The sequence below is a fragment of the uncultured Campylobacter sp. genome (genome assembly GCF_938040115.1).
GTDB lineage: Bacteria > Campylobacterota > Campylobacteria > Campylobacterales > Campylobacteraceae > Campylobacter_A.
This window is the reverse complement of sequence record NZ_CALHXD010000175.1, coordinates 1-8840: the sequence shown is the minus strand read 5'-3', so window position 1 is coordinate 8840 and position 8840 is coordinate 1. Positions and strand designations below refer to the sequence as shown.

Genomic DNA, 8840 nt, shown 5'->3' with positions numbered 1-8840 from the left:
CAGTAAAAAGGCCCCGTCTGCGAGCTCGCCATGCCGCACGCGCTAGAGACCGCGTCTCTAAAAAGTACCAAACTAGGCTCCTTGTACTGCGCGCCACCCGCCTTAAACACCTTGCTCCACACGTCCTCGGTCTGCGCCAATACCGCCGAGACGAAGGCGACCTTTTCTTTCTCCTGCGGGCTATCTAATGCCGCCCTTTGAGTGCCGGCGCCGCCGCCCTCAAGTAGCGCTAGAGGGTTAAAGCCCATAAAATACGCCACTGCGCCGATAACTAGCACCACGCGGCCAATGTTTGAGCCCAGCAAAAATCTGATAATCGGTATGAGCGCACCCAGCGAACCCATGCTGTTTACGCTGTTTTGCCGTCTATCCTCGACGTTGTCGCTTCGTCTGCTGTCTTGCCATTTCATTTTTTACTCTTTCGTTTTGGATTTTTTGCTTAAATTTAGCTGCGGATTGCGCTCTTTTCTTGCCTTTTGCTGCTAAATTTAGGGCATATTTTAGCGACTATTTATAAATTTATCGTTTTACTCCGCGGGCTAGTTTAAATTTGAGCCTGCAAATTTGATGCTAAATTTACACCAGGCAAAACGGTGCGGTATAAAAATCTCGCGCTAGTCAAATTTGGAGTCTTAAATTTAAAATCTCGCCTTAAATCCGTTCAAAATTCTCGCCGCCAAGATCCCAAAAACTATACCGATGCCGTCTGCAACGATATCTAACAGACTAAAATAGCGGCCCGGCACAAACGACTGCGCTACTTCTATCTGGATGCCGTAAGCTAGCAAAATAGCAACCTTTGCGCCCAAATTTAACCTAGAAAAGCCAAAATGCAAAGTAACGTAAAGCGCGGCAAAAGCGATGAAATGATTTGCCTTATCCCAGCTGTTTTCGATGAGTTTTATCTGCGCGGGCGTGAGGGCGAGATACTCTATGGCTATCAAAAATATAAAGAAAAATGCGGCGGAAATTTTAGAAATATTCATGGATTTTAAGTGGTTGTTTTTAAACGAGAAGCGCCGCTTGGCGCTTCTAAATTTATTCAAATTCGACTCTACATCTTGTCTTTTGCGGCGATACCCATTAGCCCTAGAGCCGTTTTTATCGAGAGCGCGACGACGGCGAAAAGCTTTAAAAGCTCGTCTTCGTTCTCGCTGCCTACGACGCGATTTTCGTTGTAAAATTTATGAAAATTCGCAGCCAGGCTCTTTAGATAGTCGCAAATTTTATTTACCGCGCGCGTGTTAAAGCTATCGACTAAAACATCGTTTAGCGTAAGCGCTTCAAATAGCAAATTTTTGCCGTCTTCGTTTAAATTTGCAAATTTCACGCCCGCAATATCGGCGACGTTTTTGCCGGCTTTTGCAAAAATTTGATTGATCCTTGCATGTGCGTAGTTGATGTAAAATATCGGGTTTGAGCTATCCTCGCGCTTTAGCTCGTCCACGTCAAACTCCAGGTGCGTGTCGCAGCGCTTGCTAAGAAACATAAATCTAAGCGCCTCATAGCCGATCTCCTCGACCACGTCGCTCATCAGCACGACGTTGCCCGCGCGCTTGCTCATCTTGTAGGCTTCGCCGTCTTTTAGCAGGCTCACCATCTGCGAAAGTATGATTTCAAGGCGATTTTCGTCGTATCCAAGCAGATGTAGCGCCGCCTTCATACGCGCGATATAGCCGTGGTGATCGGCGCCCCAGATGTTGATACAGCGATCAAATCCGCGCCTAAATTTATCGTCGTGATACACGACGTCGCCGGCCAGATAGGTGCCGCGACCGTCTTCGCGCACGATGACGCGGTCCTTTTCGTCGCCGACTTCGCTTGATTTTAGCCAGATTTTACCCTCGCTCTCATAGATGCCGTTCTCGTTTTTTAGGCGATCTAGCGTGAGCGGAAGCTTGTCGTAGTAGCTCTTTTCGCTAGCCCAGTTATCGATGAAAATTTGCGCGTCGGCTAAATTTTGCTTGATCAAAACAAGCACTTTATCCTTGCCAAACTCGGCCAACTCGAAATTTCGACTCTCGTCATAAAATATCTCTTTGCCGAATTTTTCTAGCGCCTCTTTTGCGATAGGCTCGATGTAGTCGCCTCGATAAAATTTCTCCGGATACGCCACGCTCTCGCCGAACAGATTTTCGCGCGCCCAAAGCGAAATAGACGTACCTAGAAGCTCGATTTGATTGCCTGCGTCGTTGATGTAGTATTCAGTCGAGATATTTTCGCCGATATGAAGCCCAACGCGAGCTAGCGTATCGCCAAAAACTGCGCCTCTAACATGCCCGATGTGAAGCGGGCCGGTCGGGTTTGCGCTGACGTACTCGAGTAAAATTTTCTCGCCGCTAGTTGCGCCGCCTTTTGCGAACTCGTTCGGATTTGCAAGGCTAGCTGAAGCAAACTTATCCAAAAATGCAGGCTTTAGTTTAAAATTTATATATCCGTTTAGCGCCGTAGCCTCAAAAACTTCGCTATTTTCAAATTTAGACGCTATCTCGGCAGCGATGGCTACTGGGGATTTTTTGAGCTGTTTTGCTAGGCTAAAAGTAGGCATAGCGTAGTGCGCCAAGCCCTTATCTTTTGGCTTTTCCAGCGCAAAGTCAAAGCTTGCGGCGCCTTTTATCTCGTTTATTACGCTTTTTTTCAACGCCTTTCCTTACGCGTTTTTAGCCGTATCTTCGGTCTTTGCGGCAGTTGCGGTTTCTTCTTTTTTCTCTTCTACTTTTTCTACGTTTTCGGTTTTTTTATCGTCTTCCATTTCCGATTTGAAGCTCTTTATTCCCTTACCTAGGCCTTTTGCGAGCTCGGGGATCTTTTTCGCTCCAAAAAGCAAGACCACGATAAGTAAAATAATAAGCAATTGTTGGACGCTTGGACCCATTTTTTCTCCTTTTGGTTTTCGTTATATTAGCATAATTTTATCAATTATTCCATTTGTTAATAATCTCTTTTGCGTCTAAATTTGACGTTTTTAGGCGCATCGAGCGCAAAATCCCGCGCAAATTTTCGTAGCATTTTTGCAAGTCGTCGTTTATCAAAAAATAATCGTATTCTAAGATATGCTCCATCTCGCCGACCGCGTTTATCAGCCGCTTTTCGATGGTTTCCGCGCTATCGGTGCCGCGATTTTGCAACCTTGATTTTAGCTCATTTTTGCTAGCAGTCGTGATAAAAACGGAGGTAATATTTTGGGCAAATTTTGATTTTGCGATATTAAAACCCTGCACGTCAATGTCAAAAATCGCTATTTTACCCTCTTTAAGCGCCTTTAAAACGGGCTTTAGCGAGGTGCCGTAGTAGTTGCCGTGCACGCACGCCCACTCCAAAAACTCATCCGCGTCTATGCCTTTTTTAAACTCGTCTTCGCTTGTAAAATAATAATTCACACCATCGGTCTCGCCCTGTCTCGGCGCTCTCGTTGTGCTTGAGATCGAAAAGTAAAGATCATTTTCCTCTTTTAAAAGACGGCTTAAAAGCGTGCTTTTACCGCTACCGCTGGGGCCGGAGATAATTAAAATTTGCCCTTTCAACTACTTTTCCTCAAAGCTTATATTGATTTTTATGTTGAGATTTTTTAGAGCCTCTCGGAGCTCGCCGTCTTGCAGCGAATTTTCTAGATTTTTAGCCACAGCGTCTGAAATTTGAGCCTTAAGCTCGTCTATTTTTGAGGCCGTTTGAGATTTGTGCAAGCCTAAATCCGCCGCTTCGCCGCTCTCAAATCCGCTCTCGTTAAGCGCTAAAGCCATATCTTTTTCGCTGATTTGCTCGATGTCGCCATACTCGCTCGGATCAATCTGCGGCTCTATTTCAGGCTCGTTTTGCAGGGCTTCAGGCTCGCTGATTTCTTGCTCTTCCTGCTCGGAGCTTATTTCCGTCTCGCCTTGCTCCTCTACAGCAAAAATATCATCCGCAAGCTCATCATCCAAAGCATCTTGCGTTAAATTTGCTTCGCTCTTAAAATCCTCTTTCTCTTCCTCGCCCGCTAAATCCATATCGTCTAGCAAAAACTCATCGCCCAAGGCGCTATTTTTGACCTGCACCTCTTGCTCGTCTGGCTCGTCGGATTTCATATCCATATCGGCGAAGATATCCTCTTGCTCCTCAGCTTCTTCTATTGCAAATTTATCGTCATCTTCCGCTTGCTCAAGGCTTTGCAAAGCTTCAGGCTCGTCCGCACCATCCATATCGACAAACTTGGCCATATCAGGCTCGTTCGCTGCCTCAAATTTAGCGTCCAAAGGTTCGTCGCCAGTATCCAAATTTTCAGATAGTTCGTCCATCTTATCTATTTCGTCGATTTGATGTTTAATATCCTCGATACTACCGTCAAAATCAAGCTCAAATTTATCCTCAGCCTCTCCAGGCTCATCTTCGCTGTCCGCGGCGACGAACTGCGTTGCGCCGAGTTCAGGCTTGTCCGCCGTTTCAAATTTGATATCCATAAGCTCATCCGGCATATCCAAATCCGTAGAAAGATCGTCAAATTTATCGTCTTTTGCGGCTATTTCAAACTCGTCAAATTCCATAGCCTCATCGTCCTCGCCGTCCAGATCCAGCTCTTCGTCTCCGAGTTTTTCGCTTAGCTCGTCCATATCGTCGATAGCTTTTACGATCTCGTTTAGCTCGTCAAAGGCGCTATCTTTGCCGGATGCCGCTTGCGAAATATCGTCAAGCTCGTCGTCTAGCCTAAGCTCGCCCGGATCCAGTTCCATGATCTCGTCTTCAAAGACGTCTTCGGTCGGATCGTCTATAAACTCAAATCCCTTGACCGAGACCTCGGCGGTTTCGTCTTTTGCCGCAGCAGGCTCGGCGCTCTTTGTTTTGTTCGCCAGATCCTCTACGATAGTGATAAATTCCGTCGGTAAAAACGGCTTTGGCAGTATCCTGTCGGCATTTTCAAAGGTCGGAGAATTTTTAGAAGAAAGGTATAAAATTTTATTTGCGAATTCTTTTAGGTTCATCTCTTTTGCGTCGATATCGCTGTCGATGATAAGCACGTCAAAAACGCCGCTAAGCTCGCTGGCATCGCCGATCTCGACGTATTCGTAACCCATTTTGCTAAGAGCCAGCGTCGCCAAGCGCGATACCGCGGGATTGGCGTTTACAAGAACGATTTTCACGAATTCTCCTTTTTATACCTAAAAAACGTATTTTAAAACATTTTCCATTACTTCAAGCTTAGTTTTAGAAAAATAGCGACGGAAGGTCGTTGATAACGCGAAGCACAAGCTGCCTAAAAAGCTCCATCATGCCCGCTAGTATCGCGATCAGCACGGCAAAGCCGATCGTGATCTTGATCGGATAGCCCACGACTAGCAGGTTAAACTGCGGCATCGTCTTCATCAACATACCGAAAATCAAATCAGAAAGCAGCGAAAGCGCCAAAATCGGGAAGGAAATGATAAATCCAAAAGTAAATAAATTTATCATGGACTTTGAGGCGTACTGCACGATATCGGGACTCGGGTAAAAGCCGCCCAGCGGCACGTGCGTAAGCGAATTTGAGATAAAAAGCAAGATCAAATGATGCCCGTCAAAGGCCAAAAAAGTCATAAGAGCGAGGAAATTTATGATATTTGAGATTACGGGCGAGCTAAGGCCGGTCTGCGGGTCAAGTACCGAAGCCATCGAAAAGCCCATGATCATCGATATCTGCTCGCCTGCTAGCTGCAAACTAGCAAAAACGATGTAAAGCAGCAACCCCGCGCAAACACCCAGCGCCGCCTCGCTCACGATCTCTACGGCTAGATAGTAAATCTCGCCGTTTTTAATGCTAGCAAGCGGAAACAAAAATAGCGTAAGCAAAAACGAAAACGCGGTCTTGACGCTCATAGGGATCTGCTCGTGTCCGTAAAACGGGAAAAACAACATCAGCCCGCCGATACGCGCAAACAGTAGCATAAAGGTGATGACGCGCTCGGGCGCGAAAAACTCGACTAGCTCCACCTGACTCTTTCGTTTTAAATTTAAATGCCGTTATTTTAGGGTTAAATCCTTGAAAATTCGGTAAATTTAAAAGCCAAATGAAAACGTGTGGAAATTTTAGCTAGATTAGGCGCGGTAAATGCTGCTTTGAGCGCTAAAATTATACACGCAGTTGCCCATTTTAAAATTCAGGCGGTTTAAATTTATCGACCGCTTTGAATTTTTGTTTTTGGGTTAAATTTTAGTTTTGCGGCACGGCAAGCTGTAGGCGTTCGTTTTTATGTTTTGTCGGTTGCCGAAGTCGAAATTAGGCTTGTCGCGGCAATTTTAACAAGTCGCTATGTCTTGCGAACACAAAACCTCTTACGATAAATTTGACTTAAAAATAGCTCACAAATTTGAGCTTAAATTTTAAGCCATAAATTTGGCAAATCGTTGCTGCAAAAATATTCAAATAGCTTCGGGAGAAATTAAAGAGAATTTTTTGTCTTCGAGGCGATAAACCTCGTCGCATTTTTGCGCAAGCTCGTTGTCGTGAGTGACCAAAACCAGCGCCGCATCGTTTGCTTTGATGTAGTTAAACAGCGTTTGCATCACTTCGTTTGCGGTCTGTTTGTCTAAATTTCCGGTCGGCTCATCGGCAAATATCACGCGCGGCTTTTTGCAAAGCACTCTAGCGATCGAGACGCGTTGCTGCTGCCCGCCGCTTAGCTCGCCTACTTTTTGGTTCATTACGCCGTCTATTTTTAAATTTGCCAAAATTTCATCGTCGATCTTTTGCGCGGATAAAACGGAGGCTAGCTCGATATTTTCGTGCGCGCTAAAGCCTTTAAAAAGATAGTGCGCCTGGAAAATAATACCAAAATCAAATCTACGAATGCGTAAAAGCTCGTTTGCAGGTAAGTCGTAAAGCGACTTGCCGCCGTAGATAACTTCGCCGTTTTTGGGTCGTAAAAGAGTAGAAAGTATATGGAGTATGGTTGATTTGCCGCAGCCGCTAACGCCCGTTATAGCGCAGCTGCCGCCGGCATTGACGCTTAAATTTACATTCTCAAAGAGCGTATAATCATACGCAAAGCCTAGATTTACGCCCTTTAAGATTTCCATAAATTTAGCCTATTTGCGCCGCAACCTCGGCCGCAAAGTCTTCGTTTTTCTTCTCTAAGCCTTCACCAAGCTCGAAGCGAACGTATTTTACTACTTCGATCTTGCCGCCTAGCTCTTTGCCTTTTTCTTCAACGACTTGCTCGATAGTTTTTTTATCGTCCATTACGTAAAACTGTCCAAGTAGCGTAAGGCGCTGATCTAAAACGGTGTTGTCGGCGTAAAATCTCTCGATCTTGCCAGGGATGATTTTATCCCAAATTTTCTCGGGTTTACCTTCAGCTTTTAGCTCTTCTTCGATGGCTTTCGTAGCTTTAGCAAGCTCGGCATCGCCTATCTGGCAGCGGCTAGCATACTCAGGGATGTGGTGAAGCGGCTTGCCTAGGCGTTTTAGCTCTTCGTTATCTTTTTCAAGCTCGGCGCGAAGTGCGATAAATTCTTTCTCGACAAAATCTTTATCAAGGTCTTTATAGCTTATTACGCTTGGTTTCATAGCGGCTGCGTGCATACACAAATTTCTTGCAAATTCAGCCGCTTTGCTTGCGATTTCAGCGCTTTCGCAAGCTAGGCCGATCAGTACGCCTACGCGGCCGTTTGAGTGTACGTAGCCGTTTACTACGCCTTTGTCGTCCGCTTTTATAGTCTCAAAGCGGCGAACGACCAAATTTTCGCCGATAGTAGCGATCTGGGTTTTAAAATAATCTTCAAATTTAACGCCGTTGATAACGCTTGCATTTAGGCTCTCGACGTCTTTTATCAAATTTGTCTGGATGTGCGCCGTAGTGTCTTTTGTCAAATTTTGAAACTGAGCGTTTTTAGCGACAAAGTCTGTCTCAGAGTTTATCTCGCTGATAGTTGCGGTTTTGCAGTGGTCGCAAACAACAACGCTCACAAGCCCCTCGCTAGCTAGGCGGTCAGCCTTTTTAGCAGCTTGACCTAGGCCTTTCTCGCGCAATATATCAACGGCTTTTTCCATATCGCCGTTAGCTTCGGCTAGCGCCTTTTTGCAGTCCATCATTCCGGCTCCGGTTGATTCGCGGAGCTCTTTTACCATTTGTGCGCTGATTTCCATTACTCTTCGTCCTCGCTGAAGTCCTCGGAGAAGTCTTCGTTAACAGCTTCGTTTACGACTGCGTCTTTTTCGGCTTGGCTTACGGCCTCTTTGCCTTCTTCTAGCTCGCCGCCGTCTTTTTCAAGCTGAGAGCGTCCCTCGATGATAGCCTCAGCCATCTCTTGGCAGAAAAGCTGAACCGAGCGGATCGCGTCGTCGTTGCCAGGGATCGGGAAGTCGATAACGTCAGGATCGCAGTTTGTATCGATCGGAGCTACGACAGGGATTTTTAGGCGGTTAGCCTCTTGTACGGCGATTTTTTCTTTTACGGTGTCGATGACGAAAATCATATCAGGCACGGTTTTTAGGTTTCTGATACCGCCTAGAGACGCTAGAAGCTTCTCTTTTTTGCGGCGAAGCATTAGCGCTTCTTTTTTAGTTAGTAAATTTATAGAGCCGTCTTCTTCCATAGCCTCGATTACTTCGAGCTTGCGGATAGATTGGCGGATAGTGCCGAAGTTCGTCATCATGCCGCCTAGCCAGCGGTGATTTACGTACGGCATGCCGCATTTTTCGGCATACTCTTTTAGAGTTGCGCCGGCTTGCTTTTTAGTACCTACGAAAAGTATAGTCTTGCCCTCTGCAGCCGCGTCGCGCACGACGTTATAAGTGTAGCGGAAGTAGCGGATAGTTTTTTGTAGATCTATGATATAGATACCTTTTCTCTCGCCGAAAATGAATTTTTTCATCTTCGGATTCCATCTGC

The 8840-nt window shown here is 45.8% G+C and carries 10 protein-coding genes; all 10 read right to left on the bottom strand.

Annotated elements, in window-relative coordinates; all coding sequences use genetic code 11:
• The coding region (locus Q0314_RS06260) for a neutral zinc metallopeptidase (protein WP_298057575.1) at window positions 1–410 on the bottom strand (410 nt) is incomplete at its 3' end.
• A gap of 228 nt (window positions 411–638) precedes the next feature.
• Window positions 639–986 (bottom strand): VanZ family protein, encoded by a 348-nt coding sequence (locus tag Q0314_RS06255; protein WP_298057577.1) that lies wholly within the window; start codon window positions 984–986, stop codon window positions 639–641.
• A 68-nt stretch (window positions 987–1054) separates the two neighbouring features.
• Complete coding sequence (gene argS, locus Q0314_RS06250; protein ID WP_298057574.1) at window positions 1055–2641, bottom strand: arginine--tRNA ligase; 1587 nt, start codon at window positions 2639–2641, stop codon at window positions 1055–1057.
• Between the two features lie 9 nt (window positions 2642–2650).
• Window positions 2651–2875, bottom strand: a complete 225-nt coding sequence (locus Q0314_RS06245; protein ID WP_298057572.1) for a twin-arginine translocase TatA/TatE family subunit — start codon at window positions 2873–2875, stop codon at window positions 2651–2653.
• A gap of 40 nt (window positions 2876–2915) precedes the next feature.
• Window positions 2916–3524 (bottom strand): guanylate kinase, encoded by a 609-nt coding sequence (gene gmk, locus Q0314_RS06240; RefSeq protein ID WP_298057571.1) that lies wholly within the window; start codon window positions 3522–3524, stop codon window positions 2916–2918.
• A complete protein-coding gene (locus tag Q0314_RS06235) occupies window positions 3525–5114 on the bottom strand; it encodes a saccharopine dehydrogenase (protein ID WP_298057569.1) in 1590 nt (529 codons plus the stop codon).
• A 64-nt stretch (window positions 5115–5178) separates the two neighbouring features.
• A complete protein-coding gene (fliR, locus tag Q0314_RS06230; protein WP_298057568.1) occupies window positions 5179–5940 on the bottom strand; it encodes a flagellar biosynthetic protein FliR in 762 nt (253 codons plus the stop codon).
• A 429-nt stretch (window positions 5941–6369) separates the two neighbouring features.
• Window positions 6370–7026 (bottom strand): ABC transporter ATP-binding protein, encoded by a 657-nt coding sequence (locus Q0314_RS06225; RefSeq protein ID WP_298057567.1) that lies wholly within the window; start codon window positions 7024–7026, stop codon window positions 6370–6372.
• Between the two features lie 4 nt (window positions 7027–7030).
• Window positions 7031–8095: a translation elongation factor Ts gene (gene tsf / locus Q0314_RS06220; protein ID WP_298057566.1), complete on the bottom strand. Its 1065-nt coding sequence runs from the start codon at window positions 8093–8095 to the stop codon at window positions 7031–7033.
• The coding region (gene rpsB, locus Q0314_RS06215; protein WP_298057565.1) for a 30S ribosomal protein S2 at window positions 8095–8840 on the bottom strand (746 nt) is incomplete at its 5' end. The genes rpsB and tsf, both read right to left, overlap by 1 nt.